At 46.1% G+C, this 22,909-nt stretch carries 17 protein-coding genes; 6 read left to right on the top strand and 11 right to left on the bottom strand.

The window, feature by feature from the left end:
• Positions 1 to 222: 222 nt before the first annotated feature.
• The 4 genes from PODO_RS01780 to PODO_RS01765 all read right to left on the bottom strand — a co-directional run bounded on the left by PODO_RS01780 (position 223) and on the right by PODO_RS01765 (position 4,577).
• Positions 223 to 1,233: a LacI family DNA-binding transcriptional regulator gene (locus tag PODO_RS01780; protein ID WP_038568340.1), complete on the bottom strand. Its 1,011-nt coding sequence runs from the start codon at positions 1,231 to 1,233 to the stop codon at positions 223 to 225.
• A gap of 185 nt (positions 1,234 to 1,418) precedes the next feature.
• The gene (gene iolB / locus PODO_RS01775) at positions 1,419 to 2,249 is read right to left on the bottom strand and encodes a 5-deoxy-glucuronate isomerase (RefSeq protein ID WP_038568337.1); all 831 of its coding nucleotides are present in this window, start codon (positions 2,247 to 2,249) and stop codon (positions 1,419 to 1,421) included.
• A 38-nt stretch (positions 2,250 to 2,287) separates the two neighbouring features.
• Complete coding sequence (gene iolG / locus PODO_RS01770) at positions 2,288 to 3,334, bottom strand: inositol 2-dehydrogenase (protein WP_052096728.1); 1,047 nt, start codon at positions 3,332 to 3,334, stop codon at positions 2,288 to 2,290.
• A gap of 127 nt (positions 3,335 to 3,461) precedes the next feature.
• A complete protein-coding gene (locus PODO_RS01765; RefSeq protein ID WP_038568335.1) occupies positions 3,462 to 4,577 on the bottom strand; it encodes a glycoside hydrolase family 88/105 protein in 1,116 nt (371 codons plus the stop codon).
• Positions 4,578 to 4,767: 190 nt separating this feature from the next.
• Here PODO_RS01765 and PODO_RS01760 point away from each other — a divergent pair, with 190 nt between their 5' ends.
• Positions 4,768 to 5,679: a helix-turn-helix transcriptional regulator gene (locus tag PODO_RS01760; protein WP_038568333.1), complete on the top strand. Its 912-nt coding sequence runs from the start codon at positions 4,768 to 4,770 to the stop codon at positions 5,677 to 5,679.
• Between the two features lie 243 nt (positions 5,680 to 5,922).
• Complete coding sequence (locus PODO_RS31615) at positions 5,923 to 6,126, top strand: hypothetical protein (protein WP_052096726.1); 204 nt, start codon at positions 5,923 to 5,925, stop codon at positions 6,124 to 6,126.
• 342 nt (positions 6,127 to 6,468) lie between these two features.
• Here the strand turns inward: PODO_RS31615 and PODO_RS01750 are convergent, their stop codons facing one another.
• From PODO_RS01750 to PODO_RS01740, 3 genes are all read right to left on the bottom strand, one after another.
• Positions 6,469 to 7,713 (bottom strand): L-lactate MFS transporter, encoded by a 1,245-nt coding sequence (locus PODO_RS01750; RefSeq protein WP_036687460.1) that lies wholly within the window; start codon positions 7,711 to 7,713, stop codon positions 6,469 to 6,471.
• A gap of 138 nt (positions 7,714 to 7,851) precedes the next feature.
• Complete coding sequence (locus tag PODO_RS01745) at positions 7,852 to 8,580, bottom strand: LytR/AlgR family response regulator transcription factor (RefSeq protein ID WP_038568327.1); 729 nt, start codon at positions 8,578 to 8,580, stop codon at positions 7,852 to 7,854.
• Positions 8,577 to 10,181 (bottom strand): sensor histidine kinase, encoded by a 1,605-nt coding sequence (locus PODO_RS01740; protein ID WP_280513476.1) that lies wholly within the window; start codon positions 10,179 to 10,181, stop codon positions 8,577 to 8,579. The genes PODO_RS01745 and PODO_RS01740 overlap by 4 nt, the downstream gene beginning before the upstream one ends.
• 261 nt (positions 10,182 to 10,442) lie before the next feature.
• Between PODO_RS01740 and PODO_RS01735 the strand changes: the two genes are divergently transcribed.
• The gene (locus PODO_RS01735; protein ID WP_051491511.1) at positions 10,443 to 10,958 is read left to right on the top strand and encodes a nucleotidyltransferase family protein; all 516 of its coding nucleotides are present in this window, start codon (positions 10,443 to 10,445) and stop codon (positions 10,956 to 10,958) included.
• Between the two features lie 75 nt (positions 10,959 to 11,033).
• Here the strand turns inward: PODO_RS01735 and PODO_RS01730 are convergent, their stop codons facing one another.
• Complete coding sequence (locus PODO_RS01730; protein ID WP_052096724.1) at positions 11,034 to 12,548, bottom strand: methyl-accepting chemotaxis protein; 1,515 nt, start codon at positions 12,546 to 12,548, stop codon at positions 11,034 to 11,036.
• A gap of 234 nt (positions 12,549 to 12,782) precedes the next feature.
• Here PODO_RS01730 and PODO_RS01725 point away from each other — a divergent pair, with 234 nt between their 5' ends.
• Positions 12,783 to 13,877 (top strand): GGDEF domain-containing protein, encoded by a 1,095-nt coding sequence (locus PODO_RS01725; protein ID WP_038568323.1) that lies wholly within the window; start codon positions 12,783 to 12,785, stop codon positions 13,875 to 13,877.
• Between the two features lie 118 nt (positions 13,878 to 13,995).
• Here the strand turns inward: PODO_RS01725 and PODO_RS29795 are convergent, their stop codons facing one another.
• The gene (locus tag PODO_RS29795) at positions 13,996 to 17,118 is read right to left on the bottom strand and encodes an EAL domain-containing protein (RefSeq protein ID WP_052096722.1); all 3,123 of its coding nucleotides are present in this window, start codon (positions 17,116 to 17,118) and stop codon (positions 13,996 to 13,998) included.
• Positions 17,119 to 17,424: 306 nt separating this feature from the next.
• Here PODO_RS29795 and PODO_RS31410 point away from each other — a divergent pair, with 306 nt between their 5' ends.
• Both PODO_RS31410 and PODO_RS01715 read left to right on the top strand, forming a co-directional pair.
• The gene (locus tag PODO_RS31410) at positions 17,425 to 17,568 is read left to right on the top strand and encodes a hypothetical protein (protein ID WP_167348483.1); all 144 of its coding nucleotides are present in this window, start codon (positions 17,425 to 17,427) and stop codon (positions 17,566 to 17,568) included.
• A 173-nt stretch (positions 17,569 to 17,741) separates the two neighbouring features.
• Positions 17,742 to 20,024 carry a TPM domain-containing protein gene (locus PODO_RS01715; RefSeq protein ID WP_038568320.1) on the top strand — a complete coding sequence of 761 codons (2,283 nt, stop codon included), beginning with the start codon at positions 17,742 to 17,744 and terminating at the stop codon, positions 20,022 to 20,024.
• Between the two features lie 91 nt (positions 20,025 to 20,115).
• Here the strand turns inward: PODO_RS01715 and PODO_RS01710 are convergent, their stop codons facing one another.
• Together PODO_RS01710 and PODO_RS01705 are read right to left on the bottom strand one after the other, a co-directional pair.
• Complete coding sequence (locus PODO_RS01710; RefSeq protein WP_036687435.1) at positions 20,116 to 21,732, bottom strand: ATP-binding protein; 1,617 nt, start codon at positions 21,730 to 21,732, stop codon at positions 20,116 to 20,118.
• 192 nt (positions 21,733 to 21,924) lie between these two features.
• Complete coding sequence (locus PODO_RS01705; protein WP_038568317.1) at positions 21,925 to 22,713, bottom strand: formate/nitrite transporter family protein; 789 nt, start codon at positions 22,711 to 22,713, stop codon at positions 21,925 to 21,927.
• Positions 22,714 to 22,909: the final 196 nt, after the last annotated feature.

The raw sequence follows: 22,909 nt of genomic DNA, 5'->3' as shown, positions 1-22,909 counted from the left end.
TGAGATACAACAATCATCGGGGGTGGGTTAAGCGCTTAACCTAATTTCCATTAGTATAGTTTAGAAATTGGAGTTTGGCAATCCTGAACTTAAACGAAGTTGGGATCTGAACTCATGTACCAGAAAAAAACAAAGAAAAGACCTGTTCCTCGCCGCTAAGCGAAGTACAGGTCTTCAGATAGGAGTCGGCGTTCTTACTCCGTTTGTAGAGTTTGTGTCTTCCTAATGCGGTGCCGGTCCAGTGGAATGGCGGACTATCAGTTCCGGCATCAGCATGATCTTGCGCTTAGGACTATCGGGATTGTCGATAGATTCGTTCAGCAGAATCATCGCCTGTTCCGTCATCTCACGCAGAGGCTGAGCAATGCTGGTCAAGGTAGGATGGCAAATTTCAGCCAGCATTGTATTGTCAAAACCCACTACGGACAGATCACGGGGAATTGACAAGCCTGCGCTGCGCGCCTCCTTCAATATCCCAATCGCGAGCAGATCGTTGCAAGCGAATATCGCGGTCGGCCGGTCTTCCTGCGCCTGAGCCAGCATCGCGGCAGCCGCTTTGCGGCCGTTCTCCAGCGTGGCTGAGGTATGCGTGAGATTAGCCGGATTGTCAAAGCCAACACCTGCTGCCTTGAGCGCATCCATAAAGCCTTCCACGCGCAGCTTACTCCCCGGTAAATTGTCAGAGATAACGCCGAGCCTGCGATGGCCCAAGGACAACAGATATTCTGTCGCCTGATAGCCTCCCTTATAGTCATCCACCGTGACGCTGTTACTCTCCATCGTCCGGATATCAGCCGAAAATAACACAAGCGGCACGTGATCAGCCAGCAGGCGGCGGACCATATCCGGATTCCCTGTATGAGAAGCAATGATTATACCGTCCACCCGTTTGCGCAGGAGCAGTGAGATATACCGGGCCGCCTTCTCATCATCCCGGTCTGTACTGCATACAATTAAGTCGCTTCCCTGCTCCTGAGCATAATCCTCAATACCTCGGGCCGCCTCAGCAAAAAAGGGGTTAGAAATATCGGGAATCATCAGCCCGATTGTTCCCGTTCGGCGACTCGTCAGCGCAGAGGCCACCAGACTCGGCTGGTAATTCAGCTCCTCCATGATCCGATGAACCTTCTCCCGTGTCTTATCGCTAATTCTCCCGTTCTTGTTCAACACCTTGGACACCGTAGCGATGGAGACTCCCGCTTCCCGTGCCACATCATATATCGTAGGTTTCATCGTTAGTGAGCCCGCCTTTACGTTCGTACAATCAATCCTATACCTAGATTATAAGGAACTCTTCTGACAGTGTCTATTAAGCGGTGCAAGGGACTCTGTTACTGTGGCGAACATTTGGTCAATACATCGACACAAAGAAGGAGCCTCCGCCTTGCGGAAGCCCCCTTTTCGTGCGTGCTGCTACACTATTCCTTCTTATCCTTCTGGTGTTGCTGCATCTCGAACAGCCATTCATGTTCCGGATCATTATGAAAAACCCATGTGCGGACCGGACCTGCCATCACATTGAGATAATAAGAATCATAACCCGGCGGTGCCGATACAGGATGATAGCCCTCCGGAACCAATACAATACTGCGGTCAGACACCGCCATCGTCTCATCGAGGCTGCGGTCATCATTATACACCCGCTGCACTACAAAACCATGAGCCGGGTTAACCCGGTGGTAGTATGTCTCTTCCAGATAAGACTCAGCAGGTAGATTGTCACAGTCATGCTTGTGCGGAGGATAGCTGGACCAATTGCCGCCACCCGTACGCACTTCCACGACCAGCAGGCTCTCGGCTTCACTCTGCTCAGGCAAAATGTTGACCACTCGCCGTGACATGCTGCCAGAACCGCGGGCTTCGGCTACAGTATCGCACGGAGTGATCAAACGTGGCGCATATTTGCCCGTTCCTGGTGCAAGGCAAACCGCAAGTTCCAGCTCCGTCAAGGCCGTAACTTCATAATGCCCTCCCGCCGGAATATACACCGCATACGGCGGCAAATCCTCAAATACAGACATACGTTCACCGATCCCGGCGAACAACTGGGCGCCTGCTCTCACATCCGCCTTGCCCGCCAGCAGCACCAGACAGATTTCATTCCCTTCCGCGCTGCGGCTCAGCGTATCCCCAACCTGCAGCTGGTACACTTCAAAACCTACATACTCCCATCCAGCGCTCTCCTTGCTAACTGCCGCTACAAGTCCATCTTTGCCGGGTGCTCCGGCTTTTATGATTAGATTGGACATCTTCACAGACCTCCCCCATCTTCAGCATCTGCATCCGCTTACAAAGCATGTGTCGCCGATATTCCCTCTCCGGCACAAGAAGACAACTTGACCGGAAGCCCGGTAAGATAGGATTCTTTAGCGGCTTCGGCAATCCGTTCCGCCTGTTGCCCATCAAGCCCGCTGCAAATGATAGGCTCCTGCAAGCGGATTGCCCGGGCAAATGCGGCAACCTCTTCCACGAAAGCCTGGTTATACCGCTCGAGAAAGAAATGAAGCGGCTGATCGCGTGTGACCGAAGCAGCGGTTGAAACCTCTACAGTTGTTGGACGGCAGTTGTCGGCGGTGGCTGAGCCGCAGGAACCGAACACCTCCACACGTTGATCATAACCATATACAGCCTTACGGCTGTTATCAATGACGCAGATTGCGCCACTGGCAAAGGTCAGCGTGATGACAGCTGTATCCACATCATCGCAGCGCCCAAACATCGGATCAACGAGATTGGCACCTCGGGTATAAACTTCTGTTACTTCCTCACCCATCAGATAACGGGCCATATCAAAATCGTGAATCGTCATATCCATAAACATCCCGCCGGAAGACCGCACATAAGCCTCACCCGGAGGCTGCGGATCACGTGATGTGATCTTCACAACATGTGGACTGCCTAGCTCTCCTGACTGAACCAGTTGCTTAAGTTTGCGGAAGCTAGGGTCCATTCGCCGGTTGAAGCCGACCTGTAGCAATACACCCTCATCCTCCACTATCTTCAGTGCCTGGTGGGTAAACTCTGACGACAGGCTGATCGGCTTTTCACAGAAAATATGTTTCCCAGCCCGGGCTGCTAGCTCAATCCATGAGGCGTGGGTATCCGTAGGTGTGCAGATAAACACAGCCTCGATCTCAGGGTCATTCAGAAGGTCTTGCCCATTCACAAATGCAGAGCCAAGATTCCGGCTCTCTGCCCAGACCAGCAATTCCTCACTTACCACAGCCTCCGCAATGGATTTCAACTTAAACGACGGCATCACACGCAGATTATCTGCATGAAGCCGGCCAATTCTGCCTGCCCCAATAATGCCAACTACGATCGGATTTACCATGTTTGCTTATCCTCCTTCGAGGTAAGCGCTTAACCATCCCGAAAATAGTATACTCCAAGCACCAGCGAAGTTACAAGCAAATATTTCTCCAGCTTTTTTGACTCTCGCCTTAGCTATTTACTCAACCTCAACAGTAATGTAACGCTTCACCTAGTGCGACTAAAACCATGGCCTGCCCGTAGGCCATAGGGGCAATAATGATTTGCTTATAATCTTCTTTTGCAGCACCAATCGGAGTACCGCCGGATACACCAAGCACCGTGCCTTCATCGTCAATTCTGTCCAGCACCGCCCGGATCGCTTTCAGGGCATGACCTGCATACGATTCCGGCAACAACCCCCTGCGTACGCTATGCAAAATACCCGCTGCGATAGCTGCTGAGCCTGACGTTTCAGTATAACTGCTAGAGTCGTCCAGCAGCGTATGCCACAATCCATCTCCGCTCTGGCAGGCTAATAAAGCTGTTGCCTGTGCGTTCAGGATCTGTTGAAGATATTCAAACACTCCACTGTCCAGATACGGCCCCATCAAATCCAGGTATTCAGGCAGGCCGAGTGTAAACCAGCTATTACCCCGGCACCAGAAGGCTTCGCTGAAATTATGCCGGCCGCCAAAATGCCAGCCATGAAAAAACAGCCCTGTCTTTTTATCATACAGGTATTTGATATGCAGCAGCAGTTGGTAAAGCGACGCTTGCCGCCATGCGGAATTATCGTATTTCACACCCATTTTTGCCGTGAACAAAATAGCCATAAATAACGTATCAATCCAGATTTCATTATCGTTGAGCGTAACTTCATCCTTGCTCGCTCCTGTTGTGACATGCTGATAACCAGACTCCTTCGTCCGCGGCAGGCCATGCATCAACCACTGTACCCATTCCAGGCTTAATTCCTCCGATTCCTTCAGTTCCATCAATGACAGCAACGGCGCTGTTGTATTGATATTCCGGCTCGGCAGCCCCTTGCCCAGCTGCTTGCTCATCCAAAGCTTGGCATATTCTTGATAACGCTCATCCTTGAAATGCTGCTCAAGTTTTTGAAGTCCGTAAAGCCCCACTCCCTGCGGCCAATCCCATTCCTCCATGCCAAAATCACGAGCAAAATACCCCCGTCGTCCCGCATCCTCCCCTAAATTTTGCAGTTCGGCTTCGTTTTCCGGCCGCTCCAGCTTCAGCAGCTTATCCGTCACGCGGTTCAGCTTTTCAATGATCTCAACTTTACTAATCCGGCTGTTGTTCATCTGTTTTCCGCCCCTTCGCCTGCCATTTTGGGTCTTCCCTCATGTTGGCTAGTTCCATTCACCCGTAATATATCAAACCATTCCATACAAAAACTACTTTATATTTGCTGTAATAACCCTCATATATTGCAAATCTTGCTTTTCTGAACATATAATAAGTGCATATTACAGAATAAGGCGGTGAGAGCATTTGCTTGAAAGCGACTTACTGTACGAACAAGGATATAGCGTACGTATCAACACGCCCGTTGATCCCCTTTTTTACTATTTTGATTATGACCAGCGTTCTCACGATATCAATATGGAGTTTCAGCATTTTCATGATTTTTACGAGATTCATATCTTAATGGATTCCCGAGCCACTCATATTATCGATGGGAATGTCTGCGCCCTCCAGCAGTATGACATCGTGCTCCTGCGTCCTTATCGGATGCATAAGACACAATATCCGGAAGGGCCGCCGTTTAAGCGGCTGATCATAAACTTCGCCATGCCCAAGGATATACCCGGTTTAGAGAACGCTTACAAAAGTATGTTTCTCTCATTTTGGGAAGAAATACCGATCTACCGTTTGCCAAAAGAGTTGCGCAAAGCCGTGTTTGATCCTCTTAACGCTATCTTCACCTTATCACACAGCACTTCACCATTAAATCCAGTACTGATTCACAGCCTTTTCCAACAGTTTCTATGTGCTTTATACCAGCGCAGGGATCAGAACAGCTATGTCCCAGAGGAGATCGGAAATGCCATTATGCAAAAAATCTACTCGATCACCGCATACATCCATAGCCATTACAACAGCGAGTTATCCCTTGATTTCCTCGCTAAAGAGTTCTTTATCAGCTCCTATTATTTATCACACCAATTTAAGTTAATTACCGGCTCCACGCTGACAGAATATATTCAGATGACCCGGGTCCGTAATGCCCAGCAATTGCTGATTTACACCCGCCTGAAGATTTCCGAGATCGCCGGGCAATGCGGATTCAACAGTTTCTCCCAGTTCAACCGCATATTCAATAAACTTAGCGGGGTCTCCCCATCCGAGTTCCGCAAGAATCAGATCACATCCAACACTGCTTCGACCACACTGTCCTATTGATGTACTTGCTTACCTAGTTACAAAAAATCCGCTGTGCGTCCGACAAATCTATCCACCCTCTAAATAAACATATTGAGCAGTAACGGAGGCAATGTTTAGACGCAAAAGAGAGACGAAGGGAAAGGAATGGCAAAAGTGATGGTGCAGGCCCACAGACGTTGGTACAGATGCTGGTACTGATGTAGGTGCTGGTGTAGGTGCCTGTAGTGATATAGGTGCTAGGTGCTCCTAGTGATGTAGCTGGTGCTGGTGCTGGTGCTGGTGCTGGTGCTGGTGCTGGTGCTGGTGCTGGTGCTGGTGCTGGTGCTGGTGCTGGTGCTGGTGCTGGTGCTGGTGCTGGTGCTGGTGCTGGTGCTGGTGCTGGTGCTGGTGCTGGTGCTGGTGCTGGTGCTGGTGCTGGTGCTGGTGCTGGTGCTGGTGCTGGTGCTGGTGCTGGTGCAAGGGTAGTCACGTTTAACTGTATTTCATACAACTATTTTTTCACGCATCACGCCACCATTAGATATAGCTGTATTTGGTGCAACTATTTCCTTGGTTTTTTCGCCTCTAAGCAACATCTCGAGGTTTTAGTTGTACAGAATACAGCTAAAATCCGAAGATTCACTATTTCATACGGAATAGTTGCACAGAATGCAGTTACTTCTCAGATCCCAGCAAAACTCCTTCTCCCAATTGAAGATAATCCGCCCAAACAAGTCTCAGCTCAGCAAGCCACCGCAAATCAAAAAAACAGGCAGCGATTCTCCACTAACCGGAGAATCGCTGCCTGGCTCTAACTTCAATTACACCTTAAGCTGTACGTTCCGTTGCTTTGAGACGCAGCGCTTTTTTCTCTTTCGACTTCGCCACTGGCGGTTTCAGAGAAATCGCGATGATGCAGGCCAGCAGGCACAAGAGGCCAAAGATAACAAAGGTTGGTTTGAACCCGCCTAGGAAGACGGCGATAAACGAACCGGAAAGGGCACCAATACCAAAACCTTGGTAGACGATTCCGTAGTTCTTACTGTGATTTTTCAGTCCGAAGAAGTCGCTGACAATGGCCGGGAACACCGTGATATTCCCGCCAAAGCAGAACGCAATGGCTGCTACACAAGTGAAGAAAAGTCCGAAATTCAGGGTCGCGTAGCTGAGGGTCAGCATAGCCGCCGCAGTTACAGCAAGTGATGCGCCTACCAGCTTCAAGCGACTCATTTTGTCAGATAAAGCACCCAGAATTAAACGTCCCGCTGTATTAAAGATCGCAATCATAGCCACCGCACTAGCTGCAGTCTGTACATCAAGTCCAGCCAGCTGCACGCCGATATCTTTTACAATACCGATCAAATACAGACCACACATACAGGCGGTGAAAAAGATGATAAATAGCAGATACGCTTCTTTTGTCCGCAGCATTTCTTTGACCGTATAGTCTTTCGGTGAACTCATTACTGCAGCTGTCGTTGAACCCGCTGGTGCTGGGGCCGCTTGAACCGGGGCTTCTCTTACGAGCAAGGAACCGATTACAATCATGCCCATAACAATCAAACCCCAATACATAAATGTATTAGACACACCCACTGAGTCAATCAACCCGCCGTTAATATATTTAAAGATCAAACTCCCTGTTCCATAAGCACCAACGGATACGCCGGAGATTAAACCTTTATTATTCGGAAACCATTTAATTAAATTAGATAATGAAGTGATATAAGCTGTCCCATCCGCAAAACCAACGATCACCCCAACCAATAAATAGAACATGAAGAGTGAATTGGCCTGCGAGCTAAGGATCAATCCTAGTCCGAGCACAATCCCAGCAGTAGCAGTCAAACGGCGAAGCCCGAAACGATCCTGCAGCTTCCCTGCGAACAAGGTCGCGAAAGCGAGTGCAAAGCTCGTTATAGAAAAAGTAATCGAAACGGAGTTAAGCTCCCAGCCAAATTTTGTTACCAGATGCGCATTAAATAAACTCCATGTATAGATGGTACCTAGACCCATTTGCATAATTACTGTACCTAATACGATTAGCCACCGTTTGGTGCTTTTGCTGTCCATTGTCGTAGTCATGGTCTTTTCCTTCTTTCTCTCTCGTTGTCTGCTACAAGAGCTTCTATCGCCTCTTTATTGTAGCTAAACCAGCCGATGTTGAGAGAAATCCGGCATGAGATGACGGAAATGAAGAATGAATTGCATTTATAAGCGCATAATCTGCCTGAATTCTTTTACCTTACTACGACTTACCGGCACTTCAAAATCTAAATCATGCAGGCGCAGCAAATACGTATTGTTGAACCACGGGATGATTTCCTTGATCTTGGACAGGTTAACAATATAGGAACGATGGCAGCGAAAAAAACGATCCTGCGGCAGCCGCTGAAAGAAATCGCTAATACTAAGTGCCATGCTGTATTCCTCACCTTTAGTCATCACACTTGTACTTTTTTCCTGCGCGGAGGCGTAATAAATATCGTCGGCATTCACTACGATAATCTTTTCATTTTTCCACAGATTGACCTTGTCACTCACCGGATTACGCTCCTCTTCCCCCTGTCGTCCACGGCTGGCAACCGCATTTTCCAGCTTGTGCAGCATGGCTTTAATGCGAACCTCGCTATACGGCTTAAGAATATAGTCAAAAGCTTCAATCTCAAACGCCTCAGCGGCATGCTCCTTATACGCAGTGATGAACACTATGTAGGGTTTTACCGAGAATCTACTGATATTCTGTGCCAACAGCACCCCATCGATAGAGGGAATATTAATATCCAGAAAAATCACATCTACCGTATCACTCTGCAAAAATTTAAGTGCGTCCAGCCCATCTTCAAACTGTGCCGTTATATCGATCCCGCTGTGCGTCTCTATTAAATAAGCCAGCTCCTGTCTTGCCAGCTCTTCATCCTCTACGATGATCGCTCTCATTGGTCCTCCTTTTTAACATCAAAAAAGATGTTCGTCCCTTTATCCAATCTCTGAATGGTAAGTCCAGTCCCATAGATCAGCTTTACCCGTTGGTGTACATTAAACAGCCCGATTTTATTCTCCGGCATATCGCCAGTATAGACTTTCTCTATCGTTTCCTCGCTGATGCCAGCTCCGGTATCGCGAATGCCCACCCGTACGGTATCCCCGTGGTCTTTTACAGAAATCGTTACTGTTCCTGTCCCTCTTACCTTCAGTATGCCATGTATAATCGCATTTTCTACAAGCGGCTGAATGATCAGACTCGGAATCCGAACCTGAACCTCATCAATATCATAAAGCACGTTAAGCCGGCTTCCAAAACGCGCCTTTTCGATCTCTACGTATTGCTGGACCTGCTGTAGCTCTCGTTTGATATCAATGAATTCATCGGTAAGCTCCAGATTGTATCTCATATAACCGGACAGATTCACAATCAGCTCACGCGCCTTATCCGGATTAATTCGAATCGAGGACGCAATCGCATTCAGTGCATTGAATAAAAAATGCGGGTTAATGCTGGTCTGCAGTGCCTTCAGCTCCGCTTTGTTCGCCATTTCCTTAATGCCTTCCACCCGCGACACTTCCATCAAGGTAGAGATCATTTGCGACAGACCCACGGCCATAGCTTGAAGTGAGTAGGTAATCTTGTGGGCTTTGGTGTAATAGATTTTGAGCGCTCCCGTCACCTCACCCTTTTCCTTTAAAGGAATAATGATCAGCGACTTGATCTGCGGATTCACGTAATCACTATCATCATTACGGATGGTAATTTCACCACTGGACAACGTTACTTTAGTTTCCTCACTGATAATATCGTTAGTTGTCTCATAATCCTCCTCACCCACACCAACATAGGCACGAATAAACCGAGTATCAGTAATCGCTACAGCGTCTGCACCGATATCCTCTTTGATGATCTGGCAGATGGTGTGCAGCGACTCCTGGTTAATATTGCGAAAATACGGCAAGGTCTTATTGGCAATATCAAGCGCCAGCTTGGACTGCTTAGCCGCAATCCGTTCCTTCTCACCTTCCACGCTCTGCACTAACACGACAATCAGGCCGACACTAATCTGGCTCATAATCATCGGAAAAGCGATCTTGGACACGATATCCACACCCAGCGACATCGGCTGAGCCATCGCTAGAATGAGCAGCATCGTCAGTGCCTCACAGGCCATTCCCGCCAAGATGCCTGCTATCCAGCGACGCTCACCAGAGGTGCGGCGATAGATTATCCCAGACACTATGCCCGCGGTGATACTCGTAATCAGACAAGGAAGAGAGGTTACCCCTCCGATATCAATCAGAAAACGGTGAACCCCTGAGATGATGCCTGTTATAAGTCCAACCCATGGCCCGAACAAAATCCCGCCAGATACGATGGCGATAATTCGTACATTCACAAGCGAACCTTCCACATTAATTCCGCTATAAGTGCCGAAAATGGCAAATAAGCTGAAGATCATCGTTGCAATAGCAAGCTCTTGCGGAGCGTAACTCCCTTTTTGAAAAACCTCTTTAAACCGCGGCAGACGAGTCAATACAAATAGACACATCAGCAATAACGCAGCTCTTTCCAACAATTGCAGTAATATAGTAAACGTATATTGCACGGTCACCGCCTCCAAAGGTCTCGATGTCGATTCATTATAAAGATAGTTCATGCCTCTGTCCATTCAGCCTGTCCCTTTATACCTCTATTGAAACTCTTGTTGTATGATATTAACAGATTGGAAGCATGAATATTAGGAGGTGGCAGTTTGCGCAAGATAGAACACGAGGCAGATATCATTCAGCTTGTACATAATGATCCCTGGATGATGGATATTTTAGAAAATGCCAGATCGCTACAGTTACCTGACTGGTGGGTTTGTGCGGGGTTTGTACGTTCAAAAATCTGGGATACCTTACATGGATTTGAAGAACGGACCCCTTTGCCAGATATTGATGTTATTTATTATGACGGCAGCAATCTTCATGAGGAAGTGGAAAAGCAATGGGAGGCAAAACTAAGAGATTTAAATCCCCATGTGCCATGGTCCGTTAAGAATGAAGCAAGAATGCATACCATTAACAACCTTGCACCCTATACGTCATCTGTAGATGCCATCTCCAAGTTTCCGGAAACAGCTACAGCGCTTGGGCTTTCCTTAGATGAATACGGTAAGGTTATCCTAACCGCTCCGCATGGGATTGCGGATGTTATTAATGTAGTGTTGCGGGCTACCCCTCATTTCAACAATAATCCAAGCTTACTCCCTATTTATGAAAAACGAATTGCACAAAAAAACTGGCAGGCAACGTGGAAGCAATTGCAGGTCAGCGCTACCTAAAGCTAAGTTGTGTTAGCATCGGAATAAAAAAAACAGCAAGCCTCTGCTACAGAAGGGCTTGCTGCTGTTGCTTTATTACACCGCTAAATCAATACCCACCACGCCTACTACATCTCCCTGACGATTCCGGATTGCTCTAGATAATGTAATACAAGAACGTTTCGTAATCGCAGATACGTAAGGTTTAGAGACATATTCACCTTCATTCATGGCCCCATTCCACCAATCACGCCGCTTAGCATTCAACAAGCCAGCCGCTGGCTCGGAGTAGATAAAGGTTCCATCCGTCCGATTAGACCAAATGGCTTGTACATCTGGAATTTTCTTAATGTAAGCGTTCAAAACACCTTGATGAACTTCAGTATCTGGAGCGTAAAGTTCTTCCTTGGCGGAAATCGTCTCCAAGAGACTCTGCATTTCCTGAAGCCGGGCTGCATATTGGCTCATCTCAATTTCCGCTCTGCCCGCAATGCTAGTAACCGATTGCTGCAAGGATTGCGACTCCGCTAACAGATTGGCGCTGACTTCGTTCAGCTGCCCAATTTGATCCCGCTGCCGTGTCACCTGCTCCAGCGTAAGGTCTACATTGGCAATCGTCTCATTCACGATCGCCACCGCACCGCTCAGCTCCGTTGTCACTTCTACAATCAGCTTGCCCTGCTTCGCGGCAGCATCGATTGTTTCCGTCACGGCGCTGCCTACTTCATCTACTCTCGACGCGATATCATCGAGTCGAAGCTTCACCGTGCCGACCTCGTTCACCCCACGCTCCACTGAGACTTGCTCTTTCGTAACGGATTCCAGCACCTGCTGTACTCCATTATTAATGTCAAGCAAGATGCCTGAGGAGCGTTCTACCGAGCTCTTGCTTTGATCAGCCAGCTGCCGAATCCGGCTGGCCACTACTGCAAATCCGCGGCCCTGTTCACCGGCCCGGGCCGCTTCAATAGAAGCATTCAGCGCGAGCAATGAGGTCTCATTCACAATGGAGTTAATCAATGTATTGATCTCCTCTACCATCGCAATATGATTACTCAGGGTAGTAAACTTAGCTAACATGTCCCCACTCTGTGTTTGCAGATCCTTCATCACCCCATCTGCAATGCTCAGGGAATCTACCATTGCTGTCATTCCTTGCCGGGCATATTGCATATTCGAGCCTAGTTTTTCCGTCAATTCTTCGATATGTGCTGTAACTGAAGCTACACCGCCCATCGTCTGATAGGCCCCTTCAATATTGGCTTTAGCTTCGTTGCTGCGAATCCTTAAATCCGTTTCATACGCGTGTGAATAATCCGCTGTCTGCTGCAGCTGCTCTGTATGGCGGCTGATTTCTTCAAGTGCACCATGCAGCCGATCCGAGGTAACTACAATCTCATTGCCAAGAAGCTCCACTTTGTTCTGTGACTCCTTCAGCAGCGCTTCTTTGCGATAACCGTAGCGGGATGTATTCAGCGAGAACCATCCTAGAGAACCCATAAACAGAATAATCACCAGCTTATGAATCCAGAGCATGTCAATCAATAAGCTGTACACACTGACAAGAAGCAACAGGACGACTACAAAAATCTGGTTTGGACGGATCTGCATCTTCAATTCCACTCCACTCGATTGATGTTATGTATTCTAACATTATATCAGCAGAGTTAATTAAAGGAAATACTTTCTATAGTATTCCTTTTCGTTCAATCATTCCCCGGGCCAGGCAATCTCCCCTTATAAAGATGCTTGTTGAACTCCCGCTTCCAAGAAAGCCATCAAGAGGAAACCTGAGCTTATTGTCGAATATATAAGCATATTGCCACTGGAAAAGAGGATCACATTATGCGCGCCACACCTCAAACTCCTCGTCAGACCTATTGGAATCGTGTGCTTCTCAATTCATTCTGGATCATCCTGATTGTGTATTTAAGTATTCAGTTCATTGTTTCTCTATCCTTATGGAGCCAGCGTCCGGAAACCCCAACCAGGAACGATTATATTGAGCACTCGTTGATTTCTGATTCCATCATAGTGAGTTTGATCATTATTCTAGAAGTAATCTATAGATGGAGGCCTCTGTGGGCCCAACTCGCCATTACGGTTGCAAGCCATCTATTTGCGGTTTTGATTATCGTCAATCTCAGCGATGAGTTGCATGTTAAATCATTAATTATGCTGTTCCCGCTACTAGTCTCGATGATCTATCTGAAGAGCAGTTATATGATAGCCACTTCTGCTATTTCTCTACTGTACACGATCATTTTATTCATCAGGACACCCATTCACGAGTACTTACCGATCACCCAAACTATCATTATCGCTCTTATTTTTGCAGGCACTGCTTTGGCAGGTTTTGCAGTAATCGTTCGTGGACGTGATTTGATGCAATCCCTGCAGAACTCCGTTAAGTCAGAACAGGAATTACGCATTCAGAATATAATTATGGATCGTCTATCTAAGATAGACCCCCTGACTGATCTGTATAATCACAAGACTTTTCACGAATATTTAGGTTGGCTAATTGAGCATCAGCAGAGTAATCCATTCTCCATGCAGCTTGCCGTTATGGATATCGATAATTTCAAAAAAGTAAATGATTGCTATGGACACTCCGTTGGAGATATCGTATTACAAAAAGTCGCAGCGATTCTGCTCGAGTATATCGGTCCTGATGATTTCGCCGCGCGGTACGGTGGCGAGGAATTCATTGTCATTTTGACTACCAAAACCTTTGAGCGATCCTATGAAATCATGCAACAAATTCTAGCCAAAGTAGCCGATACCCCTTTTGCCGAAATGGAAGGTAAAAGCATAACCGTCAGTATCGGGATGCATGATTACACAGGCGCAGACTCCAAAAATTCCACTTTTCAGCAGGCTGATGATGCACTTTACGAAGCTAAAAACACCGGGAAGAATAAAATTGTCATCAGCTAGTGACAAGCTCCACAGACACTGTTTATCTGTCGGAGCTTGTTTTTTTGCAAAGACTTAATCTCAGAAGCATTACACACCAAAAACCCCCACCTTGTAGATGAGGGCTGTGTATCAACTGCTATATTCCGTAACGCTTCTGCGGTTCCAAAAGCTCCACCACTTCCTGCTTCGGAACAGGTCTGCTAACCAGATACCCCTGTACCTTATCGCAGCCCGATTTTCTGAGGAAATCCATCTGGCTGATCTCTTCCACTCCCTCCGCAACGACCTCCAGCCCCATATTGTGTCCCAGCTGTATAATGGTCTGCACAAAAGACTGGCTGTAAGCTTTTTCCGAAAGCGAATCGATAAAGGTTTTATCCATTTTAAGCGTAGAAATCGGCAATTGCTGCAAATAACTAAGAGATGAGTACCCCGTTCCGAAATCATCCAGCGCAATACGAATGCCTTGGGATTTGAGGAATTGAAGCTTATTCACGATACTCTCAAACGATTCCATAAAAATAGACTCGGTGATTTCCAGTTCAAGACAACTAGGCTTTAGCCCGCTTTCAGCCAGACTTTCCTGCACCATCTCGACGAAATCATCCTGCAATAGTTGAATAATGGAAATATTAACTGATATCTTGTAAGGAATGCCCATACGATCTTGAATGCCCTTCATAAAGATGCACGATTCCCTAAGCACCCATTCTCCAATATAAATAATCAGCCTGGAATCCTCGGCGATTTTGATAAAGGAAAGTGGAGATACAAAGCCCAGCGTTGGACTATTCCAGCGAATTAAAGCCTCAAAACCAGAGATTAATCCAGACTGGATATCCACCTGCGGTTGATAATATAGCTCAAACTCATTATTATTCATGGCACTGCGCAAATGCTTCTCTATATTCATCCGTTCATTAAACGCAGTATGCATGGATTTGTCATATACCACATAAGTCCCCTTGCCATCCTCTTTCGCCCGGTACATAGCGACATCCGCATTTTTTAAGATTTGCTCGGTGGTCTCCCCATCTTCCGGATAAAAGGAAATTCCGATGCTTACGGAAACGTACAAATAACTCTCTCCGATTAAAAAGGACTGCCTGAATGCTCTCATGATACGCTCCGCCAGGTCTAACACATCCTCGTGGTTTTCTATATCCTTAATAAAAATCACGAATTCATCCCCACCGAGCCGAGAGAGCATATCCCCTTCACGCACCAACGACTGCAGCCTTTTGCTAGCCTTCTGAATGAGAACATCACCGGATTTATGCCCTAAGGTATCATTGATGTATTTAAAATTATCGGTATCTACGAACAACAGCGCCGCCTTGCCTCCTGAACATTGCAGATATTTCTCCATAGATTCCAGTAGACATACACGGTTGGGTAAATTACTAAGCTCATCCACATAAGCTAAACGATGCATGTGTTTTTGATTCTCCACCAGCATATCGTATTGCTCTACAAGCTCCTGCTGTGTGGCTGTTAGCTGTTCATAGGTTGCCTCAAGCTCCTGATAACTGTTGCTCAGCTTTAGCTCTACCTGCTTCCGCTTACTAATATCAATCAGTGAACCGATAAATAACACAACTTCATCCTTTGGATCAACGATAGCTTTACCACTTACCTCAAACCAGACGAATTGATTATCTTTGGTCCGCATGCGGTATTCCGTCTCGTAGATAGGTGTTAAACCTGCCAGATGATCATGTCTTGCCTTTTGGGATGATGGCTGGTCATCGGGATGAATAATACTAAGCACCCCATTTTCGAATGAATTGATTTCATCCTCCGTATAGCCCATGAGCTTGTACCAGCGATCCGATAGATTATACAGTCCTGTCTCCCAATCAAGCTCCCACATGTAAGCACCAGAACCCTCTGTCGCGAGACTGAACCGTCGTTCACCTACCTGCAGCTTAGCAAATTGCTCCTGTAGCTCGACCTCTGTCGCTGACAGCTCTTCGTAAGTAGCTTCCAGTTCCTCATAACTTTGCTGAAGCCTTAGCTCATTTTGTTTGCGCTCATCGATATCCACTCCTACAAGCACAAAAATATCAGCTGCCTGCTTATCCAATCCTTTTAACAAGGTGGTCCGAAATGAAAAATACCGCGCTGCTGGCGAATTGTCCGGAAGTTTATGCTCGATATTATCAACATAGTCAAGCTGTACGGCTCTTTCCAGCAGATTCCGAATAGCCGCCGTACTGCCTGTCAGACCCTCCATATCCGCAATGTTTTTGCCCACTACTTCATTCTCGCATAGGCCCGTCATTCGCTCAGCGTAATTGTTAAACCGAACTACCTTTTTATCCGCCTGCACAGCCCAAACCACCATACCGCTATGCTCTATTACATCCTCAAAAAATTGCTGTTCCGAATAAACCGCACGCCGTAAGTGATTAATATACATTTTTAGCAAAACCGCACTAATGATTAGAAGACCAAGCAGAATAATGGCTCCCACAATAAATCTATTGCGCATCATAACTTTATAATAATCTGAATGAACGTAGAAATAGTGCTGATACAGCTCTTCAAAAGCACCGGAACGATGCAGGCGATCCAATCTCTCGTTAACATAAGTTACTAGCTCCGGAGCGGATTTACTTATTGCAAAAGCAACATCCCTAGGGTAGAGATTGCTCATTTTTTTGATAATACTCCCCTTCAATTTCTGTTCAGCAATCAGATAATCGATCACTTCCTGATTCTCAAATAGAAGGTCGATTTCCCCTTTTTCAAGAGCCTTTAAAGCTTCAGGAGTCGTTGCATACTCTATGTAATTTGTAATCCCCACCTTGCTGTTCAGCACGGTTGCAGAATACTGTCCATTCCCTAACCCAATCTTATAACTTCCCAACGTCTTTAAATCGATCTCATCCTCAAGCTCTCGCCTTGCATAGATGGAAATATAGTTTTTAATAACCGGATCTGAAAATAACACCTCTTGGTTACGCGACTCCGTAATTGCCATAAGACCTGCTATCTCAATATCTCCTTGAATCAGCCGACTGTAAACTTCATCCCATTGCCCAGTACTGTAGTGAATAAGATAATCCTGCTTCTCAAAAATCATCGTGCTCAAATTAATATCAAACCCGGTCAAATACCCATTTTCTACATATTTATACGGTGGATATTCCAGTTCTACTTGGTACCTTATATCCTCTCTTTCGGCGTGAGCGGCTGTAGGAGGTACGAGCAAAAGCAGAAAAATAATCAGAAGCAACATTGTGCACCGCTTCATTGCCCAATTCCCCTTTTTGCAAAAATTTAGAATTTAAAGCATTATTCTAAAAAGTATTCGACAAAATATGGTAAGATTCCTGCTAATTCTTTCCTAAAACCACACATTATACGCAAATCCCCATCTTTCGATGGACTCTTTTATTTGTAAATGATAAAAGTTACGAAGTCTTGATTTTTATATTGCTTTTTACATAGAAAATGTGGATAATAGCAATAACGACAAAACGATGATAATGATTATCATTATTATAAGCGTTAATAATTTCAATTTACTATATTTAAGTTAAAAGGAGACTGATCACCCATGAACGTTACCTCTACCCGAACAACATTACAGGTTGACGATTATCTGGATCTGCTCAATCTTGCCGTTAAAGTTGGAGATTTGAAATGGCAAAAAGAAATTAAATCCAGACTGCAATACATTCTCTGTCTGCCGACAAGATAATGCTTCTGAATATACGCCGTGTTCCCTTATTGGGAGCATGGCTTTTTTTGTTGGTATGCCGACATACTATATAATAATAGGAGTATCTCCAGGTCACCTGATGGTTAATGATATAGTATAATTATCAGCATAATATATAGAATAAAAAGCCCTTCAGATCGGAGCGTGTCAGCTTGAAAAAGTATATAGCTTTATTCTTAATGCTCAGCCTGTTATGGATACCCGGTGCATATGCCGCTGGAATTCCTGCACAGCAGGGATTCGTTACCGATAACGCTGAAATGTTCAGTTCCGCAGAAGCCGCGTCTATTTCTGCTACCGCTACTGGAGAACTCCTGACCATCCACGTACTCACTGTAGATTCCACAGACGGTACTCCAGCTGATAAGTATGCAGACAAGGTTTACGACTCGTGGAAACTGTCCACGCGGGATCTTCTACTGCTGATCTCCGCTGGTGACCAGTCCATTGAGCTAAATTTCTTAAATCCAGACTTTCAAAGCTCGTTAAATACTTGGTCTAAGAATCAGGGAGGGTCCTCGGGAAGTTCAGCCATCCAAAAACTGCTCGACACTTATTTCATTCCTTATGCCAAAAAAGGGGACTTCGCTGGCGGGACAAAGACTTTGATTAATGCCATCCATTCTATTGGAGATCGTGCCGGCAATACTGGAGGAACCGCAGGAAGCGGGAGCGCAGTCGGCGCCGGGAATGGTGTAAACCGCTCCAGCAGCTCCATGTTTATGATTGCAGCGATTCTTATCGGAGCCCTTCTAATCCTCCTTCTACTCTTTGTAGTGGTTACGGGCCTGCGTCGCCGCAAGCAGCTTAGCGAGCAACAGAAACAGTTATCTAATTTAATGGTCCAGGCAAATCGGGCACTGGAATCGCTAAATCCTTTTCAAGGGATCGTTCAAGGCAAGACGGGAGAGCTAGTCGAGGGTATTTCTAAGCGGCTGTCTGCCAAGCTCGTTGAAATCTCTGCACTACAAAGCGAAGGTCAAGGCGTTCAGCCGGCATTTTATCGCTTGGCTGCCCTCAAGACAGCTGTGAAACAATTACAGCAGACCGAAGCTTCCTTCCGCGCAGCGCTTGAAGAGGAAGAGAAACACATTGCTGTCATCAGCGAAGCTGACCGCAATGTCAAACAGCGTATTACAGAGCTGAAAGAGGATACGCCGGAGCTTGAAGAGCAACTGCAAGGTGCAGTTAAAGAAACCGGATATGAACTTCAAGAAATTGTAGAAGAACTTAAGGAGCTTGCGGAGGAGACAGCTAAGGCAGACCAATTAGAGCTTTTTGATCCCATTGCTGCACAAGAGGTTACCGAGGATGCACAGGAACGTCAGGAAAAAATCGAACAGGATCTGAAGGATGTTGATCTCTACGATGATAAGCTAAATAAATTTCCTACGGTATTAGCTGCGGCACGTGCCAAAATCACCGGGATCATTGAACAGAATTCACTGCACAACATGAAGGTTAAGCCATATGATCACCTGGAGCAGGCCCGCGCAGAATCGTTGACTCTTGAAGCGCCACTGCGTATAGGAGATATGGATGAGGTGCGCAGAATCGGCGCCAGTCTAGACCTTCTTCTGGATGAAGCTATTGCTATGACAGAGCAACAAGCACTGCTGCGGCAGAATAACCGTAGAGATCTAGAGACATTCCGCACCACATGGAGCCATTTGAAACAGCGGCGAGACGAGCTGCAGGCACGAATTACAGAAGCACGTGTACATTTCGAAGAACAGCATGTAGTTACTATAGAGAATATTCTGACGGAGTGTAGCACACGTCTTCGGGAAGGCGCAGGTGAAGTGGCGCAAATTGAGAACTGGACCAGTGATGAACGGGGCGAATATGACAAGGCCCACGATGCGCTGGAGCGCTTGCTGTCATTGCAGGATGAAGCTGGCCGGCAATATGACGGTGTCTCTGAAAGTCTAAATGCATTAAATGAAAGACTTGATAAAGTACAACGTCTCTTCTCCGAAGGACAAAGCCGGGTAGAGACGACCCAGCGAATGCTGCACAGCAGAGGCTTGTCTTCCAGAATCCGCTTTGAGTTGTCCTTATTGCCGGAATATAGCCAGTTGGAGCAACGGCTGTCATCCCGACCTTACAACCTAGAGGAACTGGAATCGATTGGCCGCGCTTATGACGCTCAGATCACTTCCTTTGTGAATGAAGCGAACCGAATCATTCGCCAAAAGGAAGAGGAAGAACGGCTGGCCCAGCTAGCCATGATGAGAGAGCAACAGCGGCGTGCACAAGCCCGTAAACGAATGTCCTCTGGTCCTCCTTCTTCAGGCGGATTCGGTGGGGGACGTTCCTCCGGCGGCTCTTCCTGGGGCGGAGGCGGCAGTGGCGGCAAATCCTCCGGCGGTTCTTCTTGGGGCGGTGGCGGCGGCAAATCCGGTGGAAATTCATCGGGTGGCTCAAAGTGGTGATTCCTCACCATTAGATGCAAATGGATATACAAAAAGACTCTTTCGCCTATACCGGGCGGAAGAGTCTTTTTAATTATGAATTATTGCTGTTTCATTTGTGGTATGAATGTGCCATTGGAAGATAAATTGTAACGGCTGTGCCCACTCCCTTTTCACTAGCTATTGCCACATATCCTCTGTGGGCAGTCACGATTTTTTTGACAATCATGAAGCCAAGTCCATTCCCATCGCCTCTGGTCGTGTGAAAGGGCTCCCCTAATTTCTCCAGAACTTCCTTGTTCATACCCTCTCCATTATCGGTAAAGGTAATCACCTGGAATTCATCCTTCACATCAAGAGTTACTGTAATGCTCCCGCCAAAAGGCAAAGCTTCCATTGAATTTCTTAGGATATTCAGGAAAATCTGCTTAATCTGATTGCGGTCACATTCGATCTCAGCATCATAATGGATCTTTGTATTCAACGCTATATTATTCATCTCCACCTGAATCGCGAAGATATTCAATACTTCCAGAAGGATCGTACTACATTGTTCAGTCATATAATGCGCAGCCTGCGGCTTACCCAGAATAAGAAACTCGCTCACAATGAGATTCATTCTTTCCACTTCTGACATAATGAGATCATAATGCAGCAGACGTGAATCTTTATTAGCCAGTTGAAGCATCCCTTTCACCGTAGTCAGGGGATTGCGGATCTCATGTGCAATGCTCATGGCCAGTTGTCCTGCGACCACTAGCTTTTCTGTATTGCGCAGCACTTCTTCCGTTCTTTTCATCTCCGTGATGTTGCGCAAACTTCCAATCACACGCGCTAAGTAACCATTCGCATCGTAAACGGGTAGTACATCTAACATATAATGCTCGAACAACCCGTTTTTCTCCTGAATCACTTCTAACCCGGCACATGCGACATGATGTATGATGACATGTTGAAAGTATGCGCCCACATTCCTAATTTCAAAGACACTAGTTCCAACAACAGACTCTTGATGCTCACCACCCAAATGAAGCATGGCTAAACCGTTCTCATTTATATTCACGACTGTTCCGAATTGATCTGTTATGATTACCCCTAAGTAATTGGTCTCTAGCAAAATCCGATTTAATAATTGCAGCTGAGAATTTCCTCTCCGCAACAAAATCTCACGTTCAATCGAGTCAGCCATCGTACAGAGCAGAGGCAGCAAATGGGGATGGGCTACATCTATATCTGCCATAAATGAAATTGTACCTAAGATTTCCTGCCCATTTTCTTTATAAAATGGAGCCGTACAGCATACTAAATGATGCAAAATATGATGGAAATGGTCTCGTCCTGTCAGCTGGAATGGCCTCTGATATTCAAGGGCTAAAGCGATTGAATTGGTACCCACCTCTTTGTTCATCTGCACGCCTTCTTTGATGCCTACCTGTCCTACGAGATCAATAATCGTCGCATCTCCCTGGAACGCCAATAGATAACCTGCATCATCCGAAATCGTAATTAGGATCGGGTTCCCCTTTACTGAGGACAGAAATTTTTTGACAAAAAATTCGATAACCTCAATCACTTCACTATATACGCTAAGCTGCGCTCCCAATTCATCAGCAGAATATCCCTTTGCAAAGACAGGCGGTTGCTCAGGATCAATTCCTTGGTCTATACAATGCTGATTGGAAGCCTTAATAATGGTCTCATCCGTCAGTATCCCTGTTGTCTCATCCAAAGCCCTTACCCCATTCTGTATGAATCTTCAATTTTGCATTGCATAATTATGTATTCTACCTCTCTCCCTCTAATCCTTTTCAATCCTTAAAAATCAAATAATCCCAATGTTAAAAAATAACTTTCTGCACAAAAAAACTCCACCCCTGTAAAAGAGCGAAGTTTTGGAGGATTATTATTTTCTGTTTTTCTGTTAATGCTTAGTGTCATCCAAAAAAGGTTTATTCACATAATAATACATTACCCCCATCAGTACGCCACCGCCAATTAAATTACCGATCGTAACGGGGACAAGGTTATGGAACACTCCATACCACGATACCGTTCCGGGATGATCAAGTACAAGCGCAATCGCAAAGGTACACATATTGGCAATACTATGCTCATAGCCGGAGATGAAAAAACAGAATACGAATAAGACCATTGCGAACATTTTGGCCCCATCGCCTTTCATATTCATGGGTATAAAAAAAGCCATACAAACGAGCCAGTTACAAAGAATGGCCCGAAAGAAAAGCTGACCTGCCGGGGCTTCCATCTTATGCTCCACTACATATAACAAAAATCCGTTTACATCTGAGCTATAGAACAGTCCTGTCAAAAAAATCAGCAAGGCAAAAACGGCAGCTCCAAGAATATTACCGATATAACTCATGATCCACATGCGGACAACCTCAGACCATTTCATTTTCCGTCTTAGTGCCGTGTATGTGTAATAAAAAGTATCTCCGGTGAATAAATCCCCACCACCAAAAGAAATTAGAATAATAGCCGCTCCGAAAGTTATCGCAGCCATTGGATATGCAAAGGGGGATTGCTCCATAAAGAAATAGTTGCCTGTCTTAAAGGCTACAATTACACCGAATCCGATAAACATACTGGCCAGCATGGCTCTGGCAATATAGCGCATTACGCTTTGCCGGAATATCTTCTGTTTCTTAAGTGCTAAATGTTCAACCTGAAGCAGCGCCTCGTTCTCCATGTGACCTCCTTAGGGATTTTGGTATTTCCAGCTGATTATGGGCTAATCGTACAGCCTTGCGTTATTATACCCAATAACCCGCTGGAAATTACTTGAACCAATTCACGCCAAAAAATCCCTGAATACTTACGGGGAAGCGAAGCTACCTCTTGCTAATTGTCTTCATTCATTTTAGCAATGGCTTCTGCTTTTTCAC

This window comes from Paenibacillus odorifer, assembly GCF_000758725.1.
GTDB classification, from domain to species: Bacteria; Bacillota; Bacilli; order Paenibacillales; family Paenibacillaceae; genus Paenibacillus_AQ; species Paenibacillus_AQ odorifer.
The sequence above is the reverse complement of the archived record's forward strand: the minus strand, read 5'-3'. Positions and strand labels throughout refer to the sequence as shown.

What these genes read in the sequence shown, in the direction of transcription:
- PODO_RS01780 (WP_038568340.1), bottom strand. Translation starts at nt 1,233, where the DNA reads ATGAAACCTACGATATATGATGTGGCACGGGAAGCGGGAGTCTCCATC.
- iolB (WP_038568337.1), bottom strand. Translation starts at nt 2,249, where the DNA reads ATGTCCAATCTAATCATAAAAGCCGGAGCACCCGGCAAAGATGGACTT.
- iolG (WP_052096728.1), bottom strand. Translation starts at nt 3,334, where the DNA reads ATGGTAAATCCGATCGTAGTTGGCATTATTGGGGCAGGCAGAATTGGC.
- PODO_RS01765 (WP_038568335.1), bottom strand. Translation starts at nt 4,577, where the DNA reads ATGAACAACAGCCGGATTAGTAAAGTTGAGATCATTGAAAAGCTGAAC.
- PODO_RS01750 (WP_036687460.1), bottom strand. Translation starts at nt 7,713, where the DNA reads ATGGACAGCAAAAGCACCAAACGGTGGCTAATCGTATTAGGTACAGTA.
- PODO_RS01745 (WP_038568327.1), bottom strand. Translation starts at nt 8,580, where the DNA reads ATGAGAGCGATCATCGTAGAGGATGAAGAGCTGGCAAGACAGGAGCTG.
- PODO_RS01740 (WP_280513476.1), bottom strand. Translation starts at nt 10,181, where the DNA reads ATGTGTCTATTTGTATTGACTCGTCTGCCGCGGTTTAAAGAGGTTTTT.
- PODO_RS01735 (WP_051491511.1), top strand. Translation starts at nt 10,443, where the DNA reads ATGATGGATATTTTAGAAAATGCCAGATCGCTACAGTTACCTGACTGG.
- PODO_RS01730 (WP_052096724.1), bottom strand. Translation starts at nt 12,548, where the DNA reads ATGCAGATCCGTCCAAACCAGATTTTTGTAGTCGTCCTGTTGCTTCTT.
- PODO_RS01725 (WP_038568323.1), top strand. Translation starts at nt 12,783, where the DNA reads ATGCGCGCCACACCTCAAACTCCTCGTCAGACCTATTGGAATCGTGTG.
- PODO_RS29795 (WP_052096722.1), bottom strand. Translation starts at nt 17,118, where the DNA reads ATGAAGCGGTGCACAATGTTGCTTCTGATTATTTTTCTGCTTTTGCTC.
- PODO_RS31410 (WP_167348483.1), top strand. Translation starts at nt 17,425, where the DNA reads ATGAACGTTACCTCTACCCGAACAACATTACAGGTTGACGATTATCTG.
- PODO_RS01705 (WP_038568317.1), bottom strand. Translation starts at nt 22,713, where the DNA reads ATGGAGAACGAGGCGCTGCTTCAGGTTGAACATTTAGCACTTAAGAAA.